Here is a 21,780-nt window from a genome sequence, read left to right on the forward strand (position 1 = left end):
AGCTGTAATTTCTCGCAAGGAATCAAAGCGATGAATAACGGCGTAGAGCATCACGACTACTAAGTGTGTCCACGCATCAAAGCTCTTAACATAGCGTTCTCCCGAATGTCTACGACTATGTTGAAGTACTGACGACTTATCTACGAGTGAGAGAACTTGGCTGTAGAGAGGCTGTTCCGAAGAAAATGATTACGTTTATTCATCATTGGTTTGGCGACAACAAAGTAACGAAAAGAGGGCTGACTTCATTTCCCGAAGCCGGCCCTTAATTTATTACTTCAAAAATTTTTATCGGACACCAATAAAAACAAAACAGCGGGGCTGTATGAGAGATAACTCCTTCTTGCCGGTTGGATGAGATAAAAGCCTGTTGCTGAAGATGGAGCTGAATTTTAACGTCAGTTCAATATAAGACAATGATCTCCAACTGCATTATGGAGACTTTTTTCATTAGCGACATTTAACACTCTTTTATTATCGAAGAACTTCTTCGCTGCAATAGGATGCCCTTAGAAAACTTTTTTCTTTTTCGTTTAATTTATCCCAAGGATATTCATCTTTACTATCAATTCCTTCTCCAGTTTCTGCTATTATTGCTTCTCAATTATTGCTGTCCGGTAAAAAATCGAAGAACCTTCAAAAACTACTGTTCTATAGCAGATTACAAGAGAATTTGAATTAGAGGGCTTGTATTTTTCCATACTGTCATTTCTAACATTGTCAAGCTCCTTTTTCTTCGTAATGTCCTTTTAGAAGGTTGTTTTTGCGAAATATGAATGGTTTTAGTTCCAAATCTCTAACTTCCTTAATTTTACCGTACACCAATACTTCTAAATACTCTTGAATAGGTTTTTCTAAAAATGCCAAAAATTCAGAGTTTTAACAATCAACACAAATATGGTTCATTCTTGCACATAGATCTTCAATCACGACTAACTTCGGTAATGGGTTCTTTGGTGGACGCTGTCGCTACCGAAGTTTGGAGCGGATGCACTCACCATCGGACAAACGTTATTTGTTATTTTGTCCATTTATCATAAGTTTTTTGATGTTTTCAGTGTTTTTAGTCCCTCTCTTATATTTTTATAATTGTTTTTAACAATTTTTATATTCTTTTTTGATTTTCAATTTAAATATTCATTTGTTTGAAATAAAATGTTAAATTTGTTGTGAGTTGTTTTTTGTTTGTTTTTGGTTGAAGTATATTCTTTTGATTTTTATTTCGAAATAGAGTTGGATGTTATTGTTTAATAAATGTCGGATATCTAATTATTTTAAGAATATATGTTTTTGAATAGTGTATATATTAATGTTTCACTTGTTTGGAATTTAAATATGTTTAATAAATGTTAAATTTTATCAATGAATATTATTCGTGTTTCTCTAAAATAAAATGGAATAAATCATTATAGAGTTTGGATTTTTTCCTTAATAATATTGGGTATTGAATGCTCTTTTTGAATGTTTGATAATTTATGTAGATAGTAATAAAACCAAGCAAAAAGATGGAATTTTTATTTTCACTTGAAGCGATGTATGTTTATGCCTTTGTTATTTCATTATTATTAGGAAGTATTATTATTCCTAAAATATTGATTATTTCTACTAAAAGAAATTTGTGTGATATACCAAATGTTAGAAAAATACATCATAGTTTTGTATCTCGTTTAGGGGGATTTTCTTTTGCTTCATCTGTTTCAATAGCTTCTTTATTGACGATATGTTTAGCTTTAAGTTTTTATAATCAATATATTATAGAAAGATTTGAGATTTTTAGTTTGCAACTGTATGTTTTACTATGCGGTGTATTTCTTTTATTTCTTGTTGGTCTTTATGATGATTTGGTAGGAGCTACTTACAAGCATAAGCTTATTTTTCAAATAGGAGCGTCTTCTCTTCCCCCTTTATTTGGAATATATATAGATAATTTTCATGGAATCCTTGGTGTTTTTACAATTCCTGCATGGCTTGGAGTTTTGTTAACCATTTTTATTATGGTTGTAATTATCAATTCTATAAATTTTATAGATGGAATAGATGGATTAGCATCCGGCCTGACTTTTTGTTCTATGTTGGTTATGCTTTCATTATCAATATGGTTGGAAAATTACATTCTGGCAATAGTGGCTGCTGCTACTCTTGGGGTTATAGTGCCTTTTTTTATATATAATGTTTTTGGCGGATATAATGGTTTTAGAAAAAAGATTTTTATGGGTGATAGCGGTTCTTTGACCTTAGGGTATCTGTCTGGTTTTTTTGTTGTGGCTCTTGCTGCTGATGAAAATTTTATTGATAAGGATTGCAGTTCTGCCTTTATTATATCATTCACTTCTATTATTCTTCCGGTTTTTGACTTAATACATGTTGTTTTCTTGCGTCTTTCAAGTAAACATTCTCCTTTTCATCCGGATATGAATCATATACACCATAGATTAATTAAAGCAGGTTTTTCTATGCACTTGTCTCTCTTGATAATTATAGTCATGTCTTGTTTGTTTATTTTTTTAGGTATTTATCTTGCTCCTTATCTTAATATAAATGCTATATTTTTAATATATGTGGTAATTTGGCTGGTTTTTAACTTAATTATAAAAAAGATGAATAATTATAAAAAAATAAAAGAGGCATCGATTGATATTTTATAAATTTGATCTTGATAAATCCTTTAGAGCTTATAATTTTTTAGTTAGATGGAGCAGGAATCACGTGTTAAAAAGTCGTTACTCAACGCTCGAGTTAACTTGTTTTTTTATTTTATAACACTTGTTCTTTCATTCTTTTCCCGAAAAATCTTTCTTGATTGTTTGGGGGTGAGTTTTGTAGGGTTGATAACTACTCTGCAAAATCTTCTTGGCTTTTTGAATTTGGCAGAATTAGGAATTGGTACAGCCATTGGTTATACTCTTTATAAACCTTTATATCAGAATAACAAATACCAGATAAGTGAAGTCGTTTCTGTATTGGGTTATTTATATCGTCGGATAGGCATCGTTATTTTGGGGGGTGGGATTCTTCTCAGTTTATTTTTGCCATTGATATTTCTAAGTACGGATTTTTCCCAAAGATTGATTTTTTTTGCGTTCTATACCTTTTTGATTAGTTCGTTAATTAGTTATTTCTTGAATTATAAGCAGTTGCTACTCGGTGCTGATCAAAAAAGCTACGTTATTACTGCTTATTTTCAGAGTGCTATAATTGTTAAAACAATACTTCAAATGACTTCGGCCTATTATACCCGTAACTATTATTTATGGGTTACAATAGAATTTATATTTGGTTTTATTTTTTCGTGGATTTTAAATTGGAAAATCCACCAAGTGTATCCGTGGCTTCAAAGCAATATAAAACAAGGAAAACTTTTGTTGAAAAAACATCCTGAAATTTGGAAATATACCAAACAGTTATTTGTCCATCAGATTAATGAGTTCATACAATTTCAAACAGCACCATTATTTATTTACTCTTTTGTTTCTCTTAAAACAGTTGCATATTATGGTAACTATTTGTTAATCAGTGATAAATTAACTCAAGTTTTAGAACATATATTAGGAAGCACTCGTGCCAGTATCGGCAATTTAATTGCAGAGGGAAATATACGCAGGGTTGAAAATATTTTTTGGGAGTTGAACACAATAGAATTTTTCGTTGCCGGATTTTTTTCTTTTGGACTTCTAAAATATACAGAGCCTTTTGTTTCTTTGTGGTTAGGTCCGGAATATATAATGGCAATATCTATTTTATGGCTTGTTGTTATCAGTCTGTTTTTATATATAACACAGGGGGCTATGCAACCTTTTTTATATGGATTTGGGTTATTTCAGGATATATGGGCTTCTATTCTACAAACGGTTTTATACCTTTCATTCTCTGTTATTGGTGGATATAAATGGGGCCTAAATGGTATTTTATGCGGTGGAATTCTTTCTTATGCCTGTATATATATGCTATGGAAACCTTATTTTCTATATAAAAAAGGATTCCAAAAGTCTGTTATAGGTTATTGGAGAAAATGGTCTGTAAATTTCTTGATAACATGTTTTTCCTTGTTTTTGTCTTTTAAGATTTATGATTACGTTGTATATCAATTAATGTCAGCTCCTTATGATTCTTTTGTCAGTTTATTTTTTGCTGCTGTTATTGGTCTCTTAATATGTGTGTTGATAACATTCTTTTCTTTCTATTTATTGACTACTGATATGAAAAATTTTGTAAGGCGTTTTTTAAGAAATAAATGAGAATGGTTATGGAGCTTTTTGTTTTACTGAAACACAAGATGAAAAATGTAATGAGATATTTACGTGTAAAATATATTGGTTTAAAAGTTTTGGGAAAACCTGATATACAAATAAGAAAGCGTATACTTATATTGGCTCCTCACCCTGATGACGAATCGATTGGCTGCTGCGGATTGATACAAAGAGCTGTAAAAGAGAGGAAAGACGTTTATATCATAATTTTAACCGATGGATCTGCTGCATTAGATGATTATGCGAAAAATCAAATAATTAATGAAAGAAGAAGTTTGGCACGTAACGTAACTGATAGATTAAAAATTACAAAACTTTTCTTTCTTGATTTTCCGGATGGAAAAATGAAGTTAAATCATCCTGAGGTGGAAAAACTTCATGCACTCATGAGGGAAATTCATCCGGACCAGGTTTTCATTCCAAGCCGCTTAGAAGGATGGAGTGATCACGTTGTTGTGAAAACACTTATTAAAGAATTGTGGTCCGATATTTCTGAAGTATACGAATATTGTGTTTGGTTTTGGTACTATTTTTCTTGGAAGATTGATTGGAAGAGTATTTATGTGCTTAGAATGACCAGGAATGAACATAGAAATAAAAAGAGAATACTTGAATATTACACTTCAAGTTTATCTCCCCGAGGCAATCCATGGATTGGAGTTCTTCCATCAATTCTTTTAAGAGCTAATACACAAAAAGATGAATTGTATTTTAAAATAAAATAAAAGATATTAATTTATATGTGGACTTTTACAGCTTATGAAAATTGGGAAGAAATTTATAATAAAGATTTTTTAGATTACTGGGAATCCCTATTGGAGATATCTCCTACTGCACACGTTTTCTTTACTCCTGTTATGATGAAGATATGGATTGAAACCTATCTCCCTCTTCGGGAGATGGAGCCTTTATTTTTAGTCGGAAAAGATGGAGATAATGAGATGTTATTCCCTTTGGTAATGTGGAAGAAAAATTGGAAGATGGCTTTTCAGAAGGTTATAGTTCCTGTTGGTTATAGCGATTATGATTATCATGATCCGATTTTTAAATATCCGATTAAAGAGAAATCTGTTTTTTGGACAGAGTTAATAACCTTTCTAAAAAATAAATATAACAAAATAGATGCCATTGAGTTTTTGGGAATTCAAGATATGGAGACCGGTTCTCAATGGCATAAGGATGATGTCTGTCCTTTTTTGGATTTAAAAGATTTCCGTAATTCGGAAGATTTGTTGAAATCATTTTCCCATTCTTTGCGGAAAGATATAAGACGAAAAACAAAACAGTTGGAAGAAGACTTCGGAAAGTTGACAATGAGAGAATACCATACATGGGAAGAGGCTGAGGTGGAATTTAATACCTTTATGAGAATACATACGAATAGATGGCCTAATTCGTATAAAGCACCTCTTTTCCATGAAAAATTGCTTAAGCTGGGTATGCCTGCCGGAGTCGTTCATTTTACTACATTGGATATCAATAATAAAGCCATAGCTTGGAATCTGGGGTTTGAGTACAAAAAAGTTTTTTACTATTACATGGCAATGGGAGATCCTGAATATCATAGATATTCTCCTTCTAAAGTCCATTTATTTTACTTAATAAACAGAGCTGTGGGTTTGAACTATGAAATATATGATCATTTAAAGGGGGCTGAAACTTATAAAAATGGCTGGAGTAGTGGTTATAAGTATATATATAAGAGGTATGTATTGAACCATTGTCTATCTTCTTATATTAAAGAGTCTTTTGTCGGTTTAAGAAAATTGTTAGGAAAATGAAAACACTTATTTGTATACCTTGTCTCTTAATAGGAGGAACTGAAATACAGACGCTCAACTTAGTAAGAGCATTGAGAGAGTACGGCCATGAGGTGCTTATTTTATGTTATTATGAATATGACTCTTACATGGTCCGACGCTGTGAAGAGATGGGTAGTTTGGTACATTGTTTGAGTCCGGATGGTGTTCGTATGGAAGGGAAATCTCAAATTCCTTTTCTCTACAAAGGGTTTAGAAAAATACTCAAAATATATTTGCCTGATGTTGTTCATATTCAATATATGGCTCCCGGAGCCTTACCTGTTTTGTTGCTTAAGATATTAGGTGTACGTAATATTATAGCCACTTTGCATACGACAGCCGAGATATATAAAAGTACCAAATTGGTTCGTTTTATTCAGAAATTTTGTGTCAGAGCTTTTACTTGTATAACACTTGAAGCAGAGAAGTCTTTTTTTGGTTCTTCTTTATTGTATACGAAAGATGTGGTTTTGAAGAGACGTAATCATTTTACCATTTACAATGCATTACCCGATTATATCTGTATTAAAAAAGATTCCAAAGTACGAAATACAACTATTACCGTAGGTGTTGTCAGTCGTTTGGAGCCTATTAAAGGTATGGATTTGGTTATTCCGGCTTTTGCAGAAGTTTTGCTATTGCATCCTTCTATCCGTTTATTTGTAGTGGGAGATGGCAGTTTACTGGATGAAATGAAAGCAGATGCTGAGAAACGGAATATTAGCAATTCTATATCTTTTTTTGGCGAACAGCCGCATGAAGCATTACCTGCTCTCTATGATCAGATAGATATACTTCTTGTTCCTTCTCGAAGCGAAGGCTTCGGCCTCACTGCTATTGAAGGGATGGCACGTGGTTGTGTGGTTGTTGCAGCAAATGTGGGAGGATTACCTGAGGTCGTAAAGAATCGTCAGGTTGGATTGTTACATGAACCGGGTTCCATTGAAGATATTGTGGAAAAAGTTAATCTGCTTGTTTGTTCTCAAAAAAGATTAAAGCATTTGTCGGAGAATGCAAGGGCTTATGTCGGTAAATTCTGCTTTATTCATTATAGTCATTTATTCAATGATTTGTATCAGAAATTATATAATAAAAAAAGAAAAAACAATTCTTTTACATAGTTAAAATCTCGCAAATGGCTTTTCTTAATTACATCTATTTTATTATTATTTCAGTTTTTAGTTTGAAACTTCTTTTGCAGAGAGAAGGTAAAGTCCGTAGTTCTTTCGATAAGAGAAGGGTTTTGCTGTTTACCGGGCCGGAATTGTTTCTATTATTGATTTTTGCTACCGGATTACTTGCTTTTTCTACAGATTTGGGTGGCCTTGATCTAATGGCCATAAGGTTATTTGTACTTGAATTGTTCTGTATTATAGGTCTCTATATAGCCAATCGGAAAATTGGAATAAATATACCGGTTATATTGTATCTGATTTATATGCTATGGTTGTTTATCGGTTTATTTTACAGCCCGTCTGCTACCTATGGCATACGTGTTATTTTAAAGTACTCTTATCCTTTGTTGTTGATGCTTTTTGTATCGTCCGTGGTTCGTGATGAGGAAGTTTTTCTTAAAGCCGGATTATATGCACGTATTGTTGCATTGATATCGTTGGTGGTTATATTAACAAATTCCTATAAACTTATTCAATGGGACAGGTTTATTCCCGGGGTTTTCTGGTATGGTACTGCTGTTACCATAAATTACATTAGCATGATTGTATTCTCATTGGCTATGTATATTTTTTATGGAAGGAAAATAAAGGATATTATTTTAGCTGTACTGTTTTTTATACCGTGTATAGTATTGGGGTTTCGTACAAGTATTATTGGCTCTTCTGCTGCCTTAGGTCTTTTTATTTTTTTTCGTTACAGATGGAAATCATTGCCTTTGCTTTTAGGTCTTTTTATTCTGTTTTTCTCCGTTTTATTGTTTTCTCCTGAAGTAAAAAAGAAGATGTTTTTGAATAAGGATATCAATGCCGAAGACTTTATGGAGGGAAAGGTTACAATAGATGATATCAATAGCAACGGTCGTTTCGTTATGTGGACCAAGCTCTTGGAAAAACATTTCAGAGGAAGAGAACTATTGGGAAGCGGAACGGGAAGTACACAAAAATATATGTATGAAAATCATGTATTCGGAGGCTTGAAAGTACCGCATAATGACTTTGTACAGCAATTATGTGATAATGGCTTGATCGGTATTGTCCTTTATCTGACAATGGCATTGTTTATTATTTCTCACTCTTTTATAGAATATTCAAAGAATAATAATATTTATGCTGTACGTGTCAGTGCTATTGTTGCCGGTGTATCTATGGGAGGTGTTCTTCTAACAATGCTAACAGACAATGTCGTAAACTATTCAATGGCTACTATTGCTTATCCTTTTGGGTTTTATGGAATGATGTTGGGACTAAAAAGAAGACAAAAAAATGATATCAGTAGTAATCCCTTTGTATAACAAAGAACATCAAATCGGTAACACGCTGAATTCTGTTCTGGGGCAGACTTTTCAGGATTTTGAGGTTATAATAGTCAATGATGGCTCTACAGATAGTAGTGTAGAAAAAGTACAGAAAATCTCTGATTCAAGAATTAGATTGATTCATCAGAAGAATTTGGGTGTTTCTGCTGCGCGTAATCGAGGAATTAAGGAATCGAAAGGAGAATGGATCGCTTTTTTGGATGCGGATGATGAGTGGTTACCGGAGTATTTACAGACCCAAATAGAACTTTCGAGAAAATATCCTCAAGCGGCAGTATGTGCAACCGGATATATTTTAAGAGATCAAGATGGGAAGTTGCGTGACCCGTTATTTTCTCATTTGAATATTGAGGGAGATGGGGTGATAAATAATTATTTTGAAATTGTTTCGTCTTCTTCTCCTCTTATAACATCGATTTCTGTATTTATAAAAAAAGAAGCTTTGATTGCTTTGGGAGGCTTTCTGTTAGGTGTAACATTGGGTGAGGATCTTATTACATGGGCGAAGTTAGCTTGCCGATATCCGATTGCTTATTCATCAAAAAAGTTGGCCATATATAATTTCCCCAGTATTCAGATGATTGTTCCGGGGAAGATTCCGGATAAGATTGATTTGGTTGGTGAGGAACTCGGAAGATTATATCGGGAATATGGTTATATCAAAGGGTTAAAAGAGTATGTGGCCTTATGGCATAAAATGCGTATGGCCACTTTTGTAAGATTGAAAATGAAGCACGAGGCTGATATGTCTTATAGATACATAAAATCCTATGCAAAACCTACTCTTAAGGTACGTGTATGGTATCTATTAAACCATATGCCCCCTCTTTTTACAAGAGGTATTCTTAAATGCATCTTTCGGAATTAATACTTTTTAGATGATGAAAAAAGTGGTAATTGTTCATACGGATTTTCGCATATATTGGCCGGCCAGATTGAAAGGTTTGGAACGTATAGCCCAAAAACAAGGTCTTGAGCTATATGTCATCGAGATTGCCGGTAAGGGAAGCCCTTATGCTTTTGCCGGTTGTGAGACCAGTCTCACACGACATTGGAGAATTTTATTTCCCGAAAAGAAAATGGAAGATTTATCCTCTTCTCAAATTAAGCCTTTGTTGATAAGAAATTTACAAGAGCTTAATCCGGATGTTGTTGTTGCCGGGGCCATTGCTTTTCCTTCCGGGGCAATTTCTGTTATGTGGGCAAAGAAAAACCATAAAGGTGTTGTAATATTTGATGATGCCAAAGTCGAAGATGTCCCACGTGGATTTTTTGTGAATTTTATAAAAAAAAGGATATATCGTAATGTGGATTCTGTTGTCTATCCGGCATCTCCCTGGGATAAAACAGCATTTTCATGGGGATTTAAAAAAGAGCAAATTTTTTATGGTATAGATGTAGTTGATAATAATTTTTGGAAATCATCCGATGAATCTATCATACTCAGAGAACCGAAAATGGTTGTAGTCGGCCGACTTGTTAAACGTAAAAATATAGATTTTCTGATTCGTGTTTTTCAAGAATGTAACACACAAGATTATGAGCTTTTGATTGTTGGAGACGGTCCGGAAAAAAAGAATCTGAAATGTTTGGCAGAATCTGATCAGAACATTCGTTTCCTTCCTTTTATGAAGCAGTCGGAATTGAGAGAATTGTATAAACGTGTATCTGTTTTTATTATTCCAAGTACATATGATACGTGGGGACTGGTTATCAATGAAGCTATGGCTGCCGGTTTGCCTGTTATTGCAAGCAGCAAATGCGGAGCAACCGAAGTTTTAGTTAAAGATGGTGTAAATGGTTATGTTTTTAATCCGGAAGATGATGGTACTTCCATGAAGAAAAAACTGGATGTTTTTTTTAATCTTTCCGAAGAAGCGAGAAGAGAATTAGGGCTGGCGTCAGAAAAGATTATTTCAGATTGGGGTATAGATCGATTTGCCGAAGAGATGTTGAAAGCTATCGATTATGCATATCGGAATAAGAAAAAGAGTGTGAACATTTGGGATAAACTTATTTTGAATCTTTGGAAAGGAAGATATAAACAGATATGAAAATCCTTATTGTACATAATGATTATGGCAAGCCCAGCGGTGAAGAATCTGTCGTAGAACGGATGAAGGCCTTATTTATGCAGCAGGGAATGGAAGTTTTTGAGTATAGATGCTCTTCTGAGATTTTAACCGGAGTTAAGGGTAAGATCAGAGGATTTATCTCCGGAATTTACTCCCATTCAGGTGTCAAAGGATTAAGAGAGGCTATAAGAATATATCAGCCGGATATTATTAATGTTCACAACTTATATCCGTTAATATCTCCGGCCGCTCTTTTTGAGTGTAAAAAACAGAAAATACCGGTTGTAATGACTGTACACAATTACCGCTTGATATGTCCTACGGGACTTTTTATGAGAAAGGGGGTACCGTGTGAGGCATGTCTTGTTTCCGGGTGTGAGTTGAATTGTATTCGTTTTAATTGTGAAAAATCTTTTGCTAAATCTATTGGTTATGCTATCCGTAACTATGTTGCAAGGAAGAGTGGGGCGTATAGGAAGAATGTAAGTGTTTTTGCTTGCTTGACGGATTTTCAGAGGAGCAAATTGATCGAAGCGGGTTTTGAACGAGACAAAATCGTTGTTATACCGAACTCGATAGAAGTTCCGCCACAGCATACTTTTTCCGAAGGTAAATATATTGGATATGTAGGCCGGTTAAGCTATGAAAAAGGATTTGACCGATTAGTGAAAATTGCTCGTTTACATCCGGAGTTAAATTTTCAGTTTGCCGGAGAAATACGAGGTGATATGGCTGGAGATATACCTGAGAATGTGAAATTTCTTGGCCAACTTGATCAAAAAAGCTTGGATGGGTTTTTTCGTAATGCAAAATTTTTGGTTATTCCAAGTCGATGTTATGAAGGCTTCCCAATGGTTATATTGGAGGCTGCCGGATGGCATAAGCCTGTAATTTGCCCCGAACATGGAGGTTTCACGGAAATCATAGGCAAAGGAATAAACAGTATTGGGAGGTTATTTAATACCAATGATGAAGATGATTTAGAGAAACAAATTTTGTATTTGTGGAATTCCCCCGAGGAGGTAAAAGAATTGGGAGAAAGGGCCTACCGGAAGCTGCAAACAGGATATTCATCTGAAATAATAGCAAAAAAATGGATGGAGTTAATAGGCTGTTTGGTAAACTCGGGTAGAAGTTTTGAAAATACTTTGCAGAGAAAAGTCCAATAATAAAACTTAATAAATATGAAAGAAGTGGTATTATACTCATATAGGATAGCTATAGACTATGTTTTTTCCGGTATTCCGGTAGAAAAAACAGTAGTAAATACGATTAATCCTCATTCGTATGTTACGGCAAAAGCAGATGTTGCTTTCAAAAAAGCTCTGTTGAGTAGTGATGTGTTGTTACCAGATGGTGAGGGAATTGTTTGGGCTATAAAGAGACGACATGGTATTCATGCACAAAAAATTGCCGGTTCTGATTTGCATCAAATGGTTTTGGACAAACTGAATATTTGTGGAGGAAGAATTTTCTATTTGGGAGCATCTCCGGAAACACTTAGTATCATCAAATCCAAAATGGCGGGCCTTTATCCGAATATTCTTGTAGATACTTATTCTCCTCCCTATAAAGAGGTTTTTTCCGTTGAAGAAAATCGAGAAATGATCAGGCGAATAAACAACTTTTCACCCGATGTTCTTTTTGTGGGAATGACCGCCCCCAAACAGGAAAAATGGATTGATGAAAATAAGAAGCAACTGAATGTGAAGATGATTTCCGGTATAGGTGCAGTTTTTGATTTTTTTGCCGGTACGAAGAAGCGTCCGCCTCAGTGGATGATAAAATGTAAATTGGAATGGCTCGGAAGGCTATTGAAAGAGCCTAAAAGAATGTGGAGACGGAACTTTGTTTCGACACCAATATTTATCATGGATTTTTTGAGATAATATTTTAATGGATTATTTATCGTTTAATAGATTTGAAATAAGTTTATGAAAAAGTATTTTATACATTTTGGGGTAATACTATTTGTTACTTTGTTTTTGTCTTCTTGCAGTAACTTAAAAGAAGTCGTTTATTTACAGAATAAACATATATATGGTAATGCAATCAGTACTAAAAATGTACTTTTCGATGCAACCATAAAGCCTAAAAACATCTTGTCTATTGAAATTAAAAGTGCAGATCCCGAACTCTCGGCTCCTTTTAATTTGAGTGCAGTGACTGTTGAAACTCCTGAATCTGAAAGAAAGACCGGATCGCTTACATATCTCGTCGATAACAGAGGGGAGGTCGAGCTGGCTGTAATAGGGGCAATCTATGTAAATGGTTTAACAGAGCGAGAAGCAGAAAAAATGATAAAAGAGAAGCTCTCTAAATACCTGAATAATCCTACTGTACATGTAAGAATTATGAATTATAAGATATCGGTGTTGGGAGAAGTTACCCATCCGGGAGTCTATTCTATTGAGAATGGTAAGGTAAATATTTTTGAAGCTTTGTCTTTAGCCGGTGATATGACTATCTATGGCAATCGAAAAAATATCAAATTGTTGAGAGAAGATAAAAATGGCGGTAAGCAACTTTTTTTACTCAATATTACCGATGCTAATATTGTCAATTCTCCCTATTATTACTTGCAACAAGGTGATGTTGTGTATGTTGAACCCAGCAAGGTGAAGGCAAATTCTGCACTGGTCAGCGATAATACTACGTTTTGGATATCTACTCTTTCTTTATTGACCGGTTTAGTAAGCATTTTAGTTACCATTTTGTAAATAGAATAAAGCAATGAGAGAATATAGTTCGAATAATATAATGAAGGCTGAAGTAGACAATAATATTGTTCTGAAAAAAATGCTGTCTGTTTTGATGGATAAATGGAAATGGTTTTTATTGTCCATACTGTTCTGTCTGGCTTGTGCCTCTTTTTATCTGTGGTATTCGACAAAAGTCTATACCATTAGTGCAACAGCTTTAATACGTGAAACGGATTCGAAAATCAACCCTGCGCCTCAAGGTGTAAATCTGTCCAATATCGGTTTTTTAGCTCCGGCGAATAGTGTGAGCGATGAAATTGAAATCATGCGTTCAAAAACGGTTATGAAGAAAGCTATTCTTGCGACGGGTTCATTTGTTACTTATACCACGAAAGACGGTTTTTTAAGTCATAAAGATCTTTATACGGAATCTCCCGTTATTGTAACTATGGGAGAAGAAAATCTAAATAAACTTTCATCGGATTTTGCCCTTGAAATCAGAATACCGGATGTAAATAAGATAGAAGTCAATGGCTCCATCGGTGAAAAGAAAATAACAACCGGAGTTGTAGCATGTCCTTATGTTTTGGATTCTCCGGTTGGACCGATTCAAATAGCTCTGAAACCCGATGTTCCTTCTGTTAAATCCGGTAAAGTCTCTGTTGTGGTTCATGCCCTCGACCAATTGGTAAACGATTATTTAGATGCATTATCTATCTTAAAAAAGGAAAATACCAACTCGATTGTTAACATCGAATTCAAGTCTACGCATAGAAGAAGAGGAGAAGATTTTGTAAATGAATTCATTCGTATGTACAACCGTACGGCTGATATGGATAAAAATCTGATTGCTCAGAAAACAGATGATTTTATCAATGAACGTATAAAGATTATCGCTTATGGATTAGGAGATGCGGAAACAGCATTGGAACAAACCAAGAAAGCTGCCGGTCTTACTAATTTGAGTGATTTCCAGAATGTTGTTTCCGGTAATGCGAGTGCCGAAAAGGAGCGTGTACAAATCAATACGCAGTTACAGCTGGTCAAATACTTAAGAGAGTATGTTTATAATCCACAGAATAATGATCAGGTTATTCCGGCAAATATAGGTATCGAAAATACTACTTTAACGACCCTTATAAGCAACTATAATGAACAGCTTTTGAAGCGAAACCGCTATTTGGAATCATCTACACCGGAAAATCCGATGGTGGTAAGAAAAACGGAAGAACTGAAAACCTTAAAAGAAAATATATTGACTTCTATTAATAACGTTTATCAAAGTTTATTAATTAATAAGAGGGATATAGATACTCATGCGAGTAAACTTGCAGGGAGAATATTGAATGCCCCTACTCAAGAACGTGAGTTGACGGATATTTCACGTCAACAGGAAATCAAGTCCAGCCTTTATCTGATGCTGTTACAGAAAAGAGAGGAGAATAATATAAAACTGGCCTCCACGGCAGATAATGCCCGCATTATAGATCCTGCCATAGCGAGCAGAAAACCTGTCAATCCAAATCCTTTTACAGTAAGACTGATCGCTTTAATACTCGGCATATTGATTCCTGTCATAATTCTTTTACTTTTGAATTTCTTCAAGACAAAAATTTCTTCTGTTGAAGATATCCGAAAATTGACCGCAATACCCATTTTTGCTCAAGTACCATGGATTAAAGATTTGAAAAAGCTGCAAATCGTTATCAAAGAAAAAGATAATACGCCTTTATCGGAAGTTTTCAGAAAAATAAGAACAAATCTGAGACTTGCTTTGAAAAGGGAAAACAATAAAGTCGTTTTGGTAACTTCTACGGTGAAGGGCGAAGGAAAGACCTTTATTGCATCAAATCTGGCAGCCAGCTTGTCTCTGTTGGGTAAAAAGGTTGTGATAATAGGCATGGATATGCGTAATCCGCAATTGATCAATGTTTTTGGGTTGAAAGAACAATCGGCCGGGTTAAGCGATATGCTTCTGGCAGGTAATAGAAATTACGATTCTTATATTCAAACGTCAACTTATCATGATAATCTTTTCATACTTCCTGCCGGAAAGAATTCTGTTAACTCTACTGAACTGTTGGAGCTGCCTTTATTACAGGAGATAGTAAAAGAGCTTAAAATGAAGTTTGACTTCGTGATTATTGACACCGTTTCGGTGGGAGAAGATGTGGTAGATGCTTTTGTCATATCGGATCTTGCAGATGCAACTTTATATGTTTGTCGTGATAATCACGTAAAGAGAGACCAATTCTCAACGGTCAATGAATTAATCAGTCAAGGGATACTGCAAAACGTTTCTATTGTATTTAATGGATAGAGAGAGTTTATAATTTTTGTTTGGGTAAATCTTTTGTGATAATTAAGTTCCCATTTTATAGGATAAGGAATACAGATTAGCGGCTTTCTTTGATAATTCTAAAAGTCCTTCAGGCAGAAATTGAAAAACTTCTACTTGAAGGACTTTTTTCTTTGCCTGATGGATTTTCAACGAAGTTAACTTGGATTTTTTTTCTTTGCCTGAAGAATTTTCAACCATCAGGCAGATTTTTTTCAGTACACGTCAGTACACATCAAGATAAGAAAATATGCTTCGATCTTGATAATTAACTAAACGCTATTGTTGTTTTGTTGAAAAAGAATTTGTACTTTCTGATCCATATATAGTAATCGTTTGATATGATTGCAAATGAAAGAATAGTAACATTTTAACAGTAATCTTTATGATGAAGACTAAAGATTTTGATGTTTTTACTAATCAAGAATTATCAGAAGTAAAAGGTGGCACATGGTTCGAAGATGCTATTGACTGGATTGGTGAGAAATTGTCTGACATTTGTAAATGGATGAAGGAATATGGTAAGAAGGACGGGGCTCCAGGCCTTGAAATTCCTTTTTGATTAACTGAAGTGACAGGCCTTATTTTGCTGTTTATACATCAGAATAAAAAGCTTTTACTCGAGGGTTTTAGTAAGGGGTCTTATATCGTAAGAACCCTTGTTTAGTTTAAAACCATCAATCATATACTCAGCAATGAAAAGAAATAGATTTTATATATTCCTTTTATTAACATCGTGCTTTATAGCACAACTTCATGCTCAAAGAAAGCTAACTATAGCTGTATTCGACACACAAGGAAACAGACTGCCATATCCTGAGTTTATAATAGGGCATGATTTTCACAGGGTAGGGACAAAGGATGGAACTGTAGAAGTCTCTTTTGACTCTACTGCTCTACATGATTTAATAACAGTGAAATACATGGGGTATAAAACAACTCAAATACAGTTAGATAGTATTCACTTCTCTGATAAACTAATCAATGTGAATTTAGAAGAGGATTCATATCTGCTTGACCCTATAATAGTTGTTCCAAGCAAATTTTCTGCAGAAAAATACTTTCAGGAGAGAAAAAAGAATTTACTTCTACCTTACTATCGCACATACTTTTTTGATTTGGACTTTGTCTTAAACGAGAACAATAAAACAGATCATTTCTATACCGGCCATGCATTGGGAACATCATGTCGTAACCAAACAGATATAGACAGCGCAAGTTTAGTTATCTCAGAAGTGATTTCATATAATGCTAAGCTACTCACCATATTGAAACGAGCTTCTGAAGTTAGCTATTTGATGGCAAATGCTTTTTGTCACAAAAGTGATAGAAAAAACTTTTATTGCACATACATGGGGAGTATTGATGGTTTTGAGTTGTGGGAGTTCTCTATTCGAAAACAAAAGGAAATGCCTTGGAATTTACAAGAAGACGATGAACTTAGATGTATAGTTTCTTTGGATAAAGATGGCTTTATCAATAGGATTAAAACTCAACTAACATCGTCATCCGAGTATAGTGCATCTTATTTGTTAGATACCGAGTTTGGGCTTCATAAGAAAAAATTAATCCCATCAATAATTAAAATCGATCTCGTACCCAATGCTCGTAATGAGGATTTGAAATCATTATCTCTCGTAATTAATTACTCTAATTTTCGCAAGGAGAAATAACGCAGAATGGTGCTTTATGTGGCTATAAATACAAAACGACAGATTAATTAAAGTTGTTGAAAAGCTACTATCAATCTATTTCCATAACTTTGGATAGAAAAGCGACTATCCTTTGTACAAGCGCCTTTCGCACAATTACCTGATTTTTGGGTAACGATTTGTCAACCGTTCCATTTGCTATGGTTTGCTATATTCTGCTTGCATTTGAAACTCTTTTTCGGTTTAAGGGTTGCTCGTTTTTTTGTTATCCGACAAAACTTTTACACTACTTTTAAGGTGCAGATGCTTTCTTTTCGGAGAATTATAAGTATCTTTTTCTTTGTCCACACAAATAAAGACAATAATGAAGCGTAAATTGCCGATAATTCTTTTTACTGCATTCTCTCTTGCATTCATCTTGGCTGTATATGCCATGATGTTTGATAACTCAAATCGCCATTCACCAAAACATAGTTTTTCAATGAAAAAAATCTTTTTATGCTCATCTTTTCATGATGTGGCTTCCCTTTTGCCCAAGTCTTTTTCTATTCCATTGAAAGGAAAGACGGTAGCATTCATCCCAACCGCAAGTATCCACGAGGAATATACCCAATATGTTGAGGATGGAAAAGTGGCACTTGACTCCCTCGGGCTTGTCGTGAGGGAATTGGAAATTACGCAGCACGACACGAAGGAAATTGCACGGTGTCTGGAAGACTGCAACTATATCTATGTTTCGGGGGGCAACACATTTTTACTCATGAAGGAACTCAGAAGGACAGGAGCAGACAAACTGATTGTCGAACAAGTGGAAAACGGCAAACCATATATTGGAGAATCGGCAGGAGCAATGGTTGTTTCTCCCAACATCGAATACGCCAGAAAGATGGATGTCCCTCCTTCACAGACTTCAGATTTCAAGGGGCTTAATATTGTGGAATTCTATCCCGTTCCACATTTTGGAAATTTTCCTTTTGAAGAGGAGACATGGTCGGTCGTGCAAGAATATATACACTTGCCATTGAAGCCAATTACTAACCAGCAAGCAATTGTCGTTGTGGGAGATAGTGTGACCATACGGCAAAAGTGAAACAAACTTTATAAATAACAAATTCCAGTCGAACCTATATAGAAACAGAAATAAATCAGTGAACAATGGAGTGCAATGATTTTATAGCAATCAACAGAAACAGTTGGAATCAAAAGACGGGGGAGCATTACAATTCAAATTTCTATGATGTCAAAGGATTTTTGGAAGGGAAGTCGTCACTTACCCCTATAGAATTGGAGTGTCTCGGAAACATAGAGGGAAAGAAAGTCTTGCACTTGCAGTGTCATTTCGGGCTGGATACAATCTCCCTGTCCCGTATGGGGGCTAAGGTTACAGGAGTGGACTTCTCGGACGAAGCCATAGAGAGAGCTCGACTGCTTGCAGATAAATCAAGAACTGACACAAAGTTTGTCTGCTGTAATCTTTTTGACCTGCCCGAGTATCTGGATGATTCGTTCGACATCGTCTTTACAAGTTACGGTGTCATCAATTGGTTTCCCAATCTCAAGGAATGGGGAGCAGTTATAAGAAGGTGTCTAAAACCAGATGGAAAGTTTGTGATGGTAGAGTTTCATCCAATTCTATGGATGTTTGACACACGGTTTGAGATGATAGAGTCCGCTTATTCAAGGGAAGAACCCTATATAAGCGTTTCTGAAACCTATACCGACATTTCGGGAACAGGTGGAGAATACAAAGAGATAACTTGGAATCATGGCTTGTGCAAAGTCTTTCAAGGTCTTCTGCATAGCGGTCTGCGCATAGTCGATTTTCAGGAATACGACCATTCGCCCTTTAATCTGTTTGGAAATATGCAAGAAGACAATGGAAAGTATCGTATAAAAGGTAAAGAAGGAATGATACCGATACTGTTTTCTCTCGTTGCTCAGGGATAGATACTGCTATAACACTGACGCAGAAGAATGGCATATAACGAGTATGTTGTTGCTTGCTATATGCCATTCTATTTTACATTCTTCGCCCATGATTTACTTTTTGTACCCTGTTTTCATTCGGGAAAATCCTCTGGACTGACCTTTCCCACTGCCCCTTGAACCATGTGGCAATCGGCATTCTGTCCACGAGCAGGTGGAGTACGGTCTTTCTGTCCCTTTCCTCCCTGCTCACCTTCAAGCCTGCTTTCTCAACGGCGAACGACTGCCTCTACTTGCCCGATTGCAGTTTTCCTGTAACGACGAAGAGTTTGCCTTGCAGGAGTTCGTCCGTGTGTTTCCCTGACAATCCGTCCGAACGGCAAAGCTTTTCGATACAGAGAAATTCGGCAAGCATGGGAAACCACTCCTTCGCCTTGTCGATGATGCGCCTGAGATTGCCGACCTCACGCTGATGCAGTTCCCAGGTTACCGCCATCCCTACCTTCGTCCTGTTGCGGTTGCTCCGTATAATCCTGCTTAGGGGATGCGTATGGATGAGTTCGGGACTGAACCACATACGGCTCTCTTTCTTTGTGGAGAGCGTACGGTGTTGAAGGGAAAAGAGGAAGGCAGGTATTTCCTGCTTTATCCTTTATAGAAAGTCCGTGTCGTCCTTTTCCATCCTCCCCACCTTCCTTACCCAATGGCGTGCTTCCCCTGCGTCGATGATGACAGGCAGACGCTCGTTGTTGGAGCATAGTACGAACTTGGTGAAGAATGAAATCTCGTTCCTGTTCTTGCCCTTCGCTTCCACCTTGTAGGAGAGGGGCGTGCCGAGGTTCTTGAGCCGCTCGCTGTCCTCCCTGCGGTCAAGAAGTACCTCGTCCACTAAGGATGAGCAGTTTCCCTGTCCAGTCAAAATTGAACTGACTTCGGAGGTCCTCGTTGGTGTTGAAGGTTACATTGCTGCCGAAAAGGGTTTTGAGGAAATTGAGGCGTGTACTCTTGCCTGTGTTGCGTTCCTCAGATACGTGCAGCAGGATGGGCAGTTTCTGTACGGGGTGCAGGTAGAGCGGTTGCAGGTAGTCCATGCCAAGTTCGTACTGCTCTCCGAAGATGTGTATTGTCAATGCCTCTATATGGAGAAATGCAACTTGCTTCGGCCGGTGTCTCGTCGGCTCGTAGAGACAGAGGAAACTGCCTATCACGCGCTCATAGTTCACATGGTCGGTAATAGTGCAGAAACCGTTATATTTAAGGATGGTTGCCAAATAGTCTCTGCCGTAGCGTCTCGTTGTTCCACACGATGCGCTTCCTTACAAAACCGCGTCCGACGAGTGGCAGGCTTACCATCTTGTAGAGCGTTGTGCCCACACTGACGAAAGCCCCGTCCTCTTTCTCCTCTTTTCTTTTGCCGGGTGTTTCTTTCAACAGCCCGTCATTGTTTTTCTTATTCATTTCTTTCTTACTTAAATGATTCATATATAGCATCGTGCAAAGTTGCGGACATCGTTCCGAAACTCACTTGTGAATAATGGTGTGGAACGGTGAAAGAAAAACAGCATGAAAAAACAGGGGTAAACAGAGAGGTACGGAGTGAGAAATATGAGAAACAGGGGGATAAATCGGTGGAGATTTAGTAAGGGCAATTGAAAAAAGAAAAAACACACCGCAGGGGGTAGCCCTAGCGGAGAGGGGGAATGCGCATTACCCCGATGAGCAAAATGAACCTAAAGTTGAACATGGTTCGTTGGCACTCGGGTAGGCCAAAGAAGAAGTAATTATCTCTAAAGATTTTTCAATCACGAACTCAACCTCCCCAACTGTCGACTTTTTTCAGGACACGTCACCCCCTCCCTCCTTCTATTAAATTAATGTAGATTTGAAGGTGATGTTTTTAGAAGAATATTTAATGAGATAAATATTCGTTGTGAAACCCACATATTGCATTATCTTATCTGTATTGCTCATCTTTAGGAATAAACAGGTCTGGACACAGAAAGAAAAAATGTATTTTTGTAAAGGTTACATGGAGGGTAACTTTTATTTATGCTTAGACAAGAGATTCATTGGGAAAAGCAATTCAAAGAGCTTTCCGGATGTTTGAAAGAGTTTATTACACTGAATAAATTAAGAAACACTCCGGAGCGTTATGAAATATTGGAATCGGCTCTTGATCTTGAGTACACACATCCGGCTTTTAATGCTCAGATGCTTTATGCACATCACAGCACCCAGGGATATGTGGCCTCTCGTAATTCAATATACAATGCGTTGAATTTATTTGAAGAAGCATCTATTTTAATTAAATTGCCGGAAACAGCCGAAGGAAGTAATTATTGCTTTACTTACCGCACATCCGGTAACATGCTCATGATTTGCAGGCGATGTGGAAATATTTCTTTTTATAAGCGCAAAAGGGAGCTGATTCAAATAAAGCATATTGTACCTCCCCGCTTTAATGTGACAAATCCGGTAATCATTCTCTATGGGATTTGTATTAAATGCAAAAAAATAAAAAAGAAATAAGAACGATAAATATAAACA

The 21,780-nt window shown here is 36.0% G+C and carries 19 protein-coding genes and 2 pseudogenes; 17 read left to right on the plus strand and 4 right to left on the minus strand.

The window, feature by feature from the left end; genetic code table 11:
- Positions 1-117: pseudogene (locus A3GI_RS11885) on the minus strand (DUF4372 domain-containing protein); the annotation flags it as partial.
- A gap of 603 nt (positions 118-720) precedes the next feature.
- Positions 721-867, minus strand: a complete 147-nt coding sequence (locus A3GI_RS11675; RefSeq protein ID WP_018361188.1) for a hypothetical protein — start codon at positions 865-867, stop codon at positions 721-723.
- Between the two features lie 638 nt (positions 868-1,505).
- Between A3GI_RS11675 and A3GI_RS0109340 the strand changes: the two genes are divergently transcribed.
- The 12 genes from A3GI_RS0109340 to A3GI_RS11010 all read left to right on the plus strand — a co-directional run bounded on the left by A3GI_RS0109340 (position 1,506) and on the right by A3GI_RS11010 (position 15,637).
- Positions 1,506-2,645 carry a hypothetical protein gene (locus A3GI_RS0109340; protein WP_018361189.1) on the plus strand — a complete coding sequence of 380 codons (1,140 nt, stop codon included), beginning with the start codon at positions 1,506-1,508 and terminating at the stop codon, positions 2,643-2,645.
- Positions 2,646-2,690: 45 nt separating this feature from the next.
- Positions 2,691-4,235: a lipopolysaccharide biosynthesis protein gene (locus tag A3GI_RS0109345; protein WP_025079610.1), complete on the plus strand. Its 1,545-nt coding sequence runs from the start codon at positions 2,691-2,693 to the stop codon at positions 4,233-4,235.
- Positions 4,232-4,972 carry a PIG-L deacetylase family protein gene (locus tag A3GI_RS0109350; RefSeq protein WP_018361191.1) on the plus strand — a complete coding sequence of 247 codons (741 nt, stop codon included), beginning with the start codon at positions 4,232-4,234 and terminating at the stop codon, positions 4,970-4,972. The genes A3GI_RS0109345 and A3GI_RS0109350 overlap by 4 nt, the downstream gene beginning before the upstream one ends.
- Before the next feature lie 15 nt (positions 4,973-4,987).
- Positions 4,988-6,028, plus strand: coding sequence for a GNAT family N-acetyltransferase (locus tag A3GI_RS0109355; RefSeq protein ID WP_018361192.1), 1,041 nt, complete (start codon positions 4,988-4,990; stop codon positions 6,026-6,028).
- The gene (locus A3GI_RS0109360; protein WP_018361193.1) at positions 6,025-7,170 is read left to right on the plus strand and encodes a glycosyltransferase family 4 protein; all 1,146 of its coding nucleotides are present in this window, start codon (positions 6,025-6,027) and stop codon (positions 7,168-7,170) included. The genes A3GI_RS0109355 and A3GI_RS0109360 overlap by 4 nt, the downstream gene beginning before the upstream one ends.
- Positions 7,171-7,184: 14 nt before the next feature.
- A complete protein-coding gene (locus tag A3GI_RS0109365; RefSeq protein ID WP_018361194.1) occupies positions 7,185-8,516 on the plus strand; it encodes an O-antigen ligase family protein in 1,332 nt (443 codons plus the stop codon).
- Entirely contained in the window at positions 8,509-9,408 is a 900-nt protein-coding gene (locus A3GI_RS11005; protein WP_169333232.1) for a glycosyltransferase family 2 protein, read from the plus strand. The genes A3GI_RS0109365 and A3GI_RS11005 overlap by 8 nt, the downstream gene beginning before the upstream one ends.
- A gap of 67 nt (positions 9,409-9,475) precedes the next feature.
- Entirely contained in the window at positions 9,476-10,594 is a 1,119-nt protein-coding gene (locus A3GI_RS0109375) for a glycosyltransferase (protein ID WP_155809458.1), read from the plus strand.
- 89 nt (positions 10,595-10,683) lie between these two features.
- Positions 10,684-11,784 carry a glycosyltransferase family 4 protein gene (locus A3GI_RS0109380; protein WP_238320021.1) on the plus strand — a complete coding sequence of 367 codons (1,101 nt, stop codon included), beginning with the start codon at positions 10,684-10,686 and terminating at the stop codon, positions 11,782-11,784.
- A gap of 15 nt (positions 11,785-11,799) precedes the next feature.
- Positions 11,800-12,504: a WecB/TagA/CpsF family glycosyltransferase gene (locus tag A3GI_RS0109385; RefSeq protein ID WP_018361198.1), complete on the plus strand. Its 705-nt coding sequence runs from the start codon at positions 11,800-11,802 to the stop codon at positions 12,502-12,504.
- Positions 12,505-12,549: 45 nt separating this feature from the next.
- Positions 12,550-13,335, plus strand: coding sequence for a polysaccharide biosynthesis/export family protein (locus tag A3GI_RS0109390; protein ID WP_018361199.1), 786 nt, complete (start codon positions 12,550-12,552; stop codon positions 13,333-13,335).
- 13 nt (positions 13,336-13,348) lie between these two features.
- Entirely contained in the window at positions 13,349-15,637 is a 2,289-nt protein-coding gene (locus tag A3GI_RS11010) for a GumC family protein (RefSeq protein WP_040575361.1), read from the plus strand.
- Positions 15,638-15,679: 42 nt separating this feature from the next.
- On the opposite strand, the gene A3GI_RS11680 is transcribed toward A3GI_RS11010, so the two are convergent.
- Positions 15,680-15,856: a hypothetical protein gene (locus tag A3GI_RS11680; RefSeq protein ID WP_018361201.1), complete on the minus strand. Its 177-nt coding sequence runs from the start codon at positions 15,854-15,856 to the stop codon at positions 15,680-15,682.
- Positions 15,857-16,040: 184 nt separating this feature from the next.
- On the opposite strand from A3GI_RS11680, the gene A3GI_RS11755 reads away from it, so the two are divergent.
- The 4 genes from A3GI_RS11755 (at position 16,041) to A3GI_RS0109425 (ending at position 19,254) form a co-directional block, all read left to right on the plus strand.
- Complete coding sequence (locus A3GI_RS11755) at positions 16,041-16,217, plus strand: hypothetical protein (RefSeq protein ID WP_018361202.1); 177 nt, start codon at positions 16,041-16,043, stop codon at positions 16,215-16,217.
- Positions 16,218-16,350: 133 nt separating this feature from the next.
- Positions 16,351-17,328: a hypothetical protein gene (locus A3GI_RS0109410; RefSeq protein ID WP_018361203.1), complete on the plus strand. Its 978-nt coding sequence runs from the start codon at positions 16,351-16,353 to the stop codon at positions 17,326-17,328.
- A gap of 343 nt (positions 17,329-17,671) precedes the next feature.
- Positions 17,672-18,397: a peptidase E gene (locus A3GI_RS0109420; protein ID WP_169333233.1), complete on the plus strand. Its 726-nt coding sequence runs from the start codon at positions 17,672-17,674 to the stop codon at positions 18,395-18,397.
- 65 nt (positions 18,398-18,462) lie between these two features.
- Entirely contained in the window at positions 18,463-19,254 is a 792-nt protein-coding gene (locus A3GI_RS0109425) for a class I SAM-dependent methyltransferase (RefSeq protein WP_018361206.1), read from the plus strand.
- 469 nt (positions 19,255-19,723) lie between these two features.
- Here A3GI_RS0109425 and A3GI_RS11015 read toward each other — a convergent pair.
- Positions 19,724-20,691: pseudogene (locus tag A3GI_RS11015) on the minus strand (primase-helicase family protein); the annotation flags it as partial.
- A gap of 591 nt (positions 20,692-21,282) precedes the next feature.
- Here A3GI_RS11015 and A3GI_RS0109455 point away from each other — a divergent pair.
- Entirely contained in the window at positions 21,283-21,762 is a 480-nt protein-coding gene (locus A3GI_RS0109455; protein ID WP_018361210.1) for a transcriptional repressor, read from the plus strand.
- Positions 21,763-21,780: the final 18 nt, after the last annotated feature.

This window comes from Porphyromonas macacae DSM 20710 = JCM 13914 (assembly GCF_000379945.1).
Taxonomy (GTDB): domain Bacteria; phylum Bacteroidota; class Bacteroidia; order Bacteroidales; family Porphyromonadaceae; genus Porphyromonas; species Porphyromonas macacae.

What these genes read in the sequence shown, in the direction of transcription:
- A3GI_RS0109340 (WP_018361189.1), top strand. Translation starts at nt 1,506, where the DNA reads ATGGAATTTTTATTTTCACTTGAAGCGATGTATGTTTATGCCTTTGTT.
- A3GI_RS0109345 (WP_025079610.1), top strand. Translation starts at nt 2,691, where the DNA reads ATGGAGCAGGAATCACGTGTTAAAAAGTCGTTACTCAACGCTCGAGTT.
- A3GI_RS0109350 (WP_018361191.1), top strand. Translation starts at nt 4,232, where the DNA reads ATGAGAATGGTTATGGAGCTTTTTGTTTTACTGAAACACAAGATGAAA.
- A3GI_RS0109355 (WP_018361192.1), top strand. Translation starts at nt 4,988, where the DNA reads ATGTGGACTTTTACAGCTTATGAAAATTGGGAAGAAATTTATAATAAA.
- A3GI_RS0109360 (WP_018361193.1), top strand. Translation starts at nt 6,025, where the DNA reads ATGAAAACACTTATTTGTATACCTTGTCTCTTAATAGGAGGAACTGAA.
- A3GI_RS0109365 (WP_018361194.1), top strand. Translation starts at nt 7,185, where the DNA reads ATGGCTTTTCTTAATTACATCTATTTTATTATTATTTCAGTTTTTAGT.
- A3GI_RS0109380 (WP_238320021.1), top strand. Translation starts at nt 10,684, where the DNA reads ATGGAAGTTTTTGAGTATAGATGCTCTTCTGAGATTTTAACCGGAGTT.
- A3GI_RS0109385 (WP_018361198.1), top strand. Translation starts at nt 11,800, where the DNA reads ATGAAAGAAGTGGTATTATACTCATATAGGATAGCTATAGACTATGTT.
- A3GI_RS0109390 (WP_018361199.1), top strand. Translation starts at nt 12,550, where the DNA reads ATGAAAAAGTATTTTATACATTTTGGGGTAATACTATTTGTTACTTTG.
- A3GI_RS11010 (WP_040575361.1), top strand. Translation starts at nt 13,349, where the DNA reads ATGAGAGAATATAGTTCGAATAATATAATGAAGGCTGAAGTAGACAAT.
- A3GI_RS11680 (WP_018361201.1), bottom strand. Translation starts at nt 15,856, where the DNA reads ATGGTTGAAAATTCTTCAGGCAAAGAAAAAAAATCCAAGTTAACTTCG.
- A3GI_RS11755 (WP_018361202.1), top strand. Translation starts at nt 16,041, where the DNA reads ATGATGAAGACTAAAGATTTTGATGTTTTTACTAATCAAGAATTATCA.
- A3GI_RS0109410 (WP_018361203.1), top strand. Translation starts at nt 16,351, where the DNA reads ATGAAAAGAAATAGATTTTATATATTCCTTTTATTAACATCGTGCTTT.
- A3GI_RS0109420 (WP_169333233.1), top strand. Translation starts at nt 17,672, where the DNA reads ATGAAGCGTAAATTGCCGATAATTCTTTTTACTGCATTCTCTCTTGCA.
- A3GI_RS0109425 (WP_018361206.1), top strand. Translation starts at nt 18,463, where the DNA reads ATGGAGTGCAATGATTTTATAGCAATCAACAGAAACAGTTGGAATCAA.
- A3GI_RS0109455 (WP_018361210.1), top strand. Translation starts at nt 21,283, where the DNA reads ATGCTTAGACAAGAGATTCATTGGGAAAAGCAATTCAAAGAGCTTTCC.